Source organism: Brevibacillus sp. SIMBA_040, assembly GCF_046535075.1.
In the GTDB taxonomy this organism is placed as follows: domain Bacteria; phylum Bacillota; class Bacilli; order Brevibacillales; family Brevibacillaceae; genus Brevibacillus.
The window spans coordinates 1-209 of the sequence record NZ_JAWRXI010000474.1; the positions used below are offsets into that span (position 1 = coordinate 1).

At 53.1% G+C, this 209-nt stretch carries 1 tRNA gene; it reads left to right on the top strand.

The window, feature by feature from the left end:
* Positions 1-133: 133 nt before the first annotated feature.
* Positions 134-209 (top strand) — tRNA-Val (locus tag SB752_RS33505).

The following is a 209-nucleotide window of genomic DNA, read 5'->3' on the forward strand; positions in this document are numbered from 1 at the left end:
CCCCTACGGGTCACCATAGTAAATACCCCACAAAGTGACGAGTATGCTTCGCAGCATATTCCGAGTACTTTGCGGGGACCCCGACAACTTGCAGGATGATAAAAATCATCAGCTTCACTTTGTTGGGTATTGCGGAGGCTTAGCTCAGCTGGGAGAGCATCTGCCTTACAAGCAGAGGGTCGGCGGTTCGATCCCGTCAGCCTCCACCA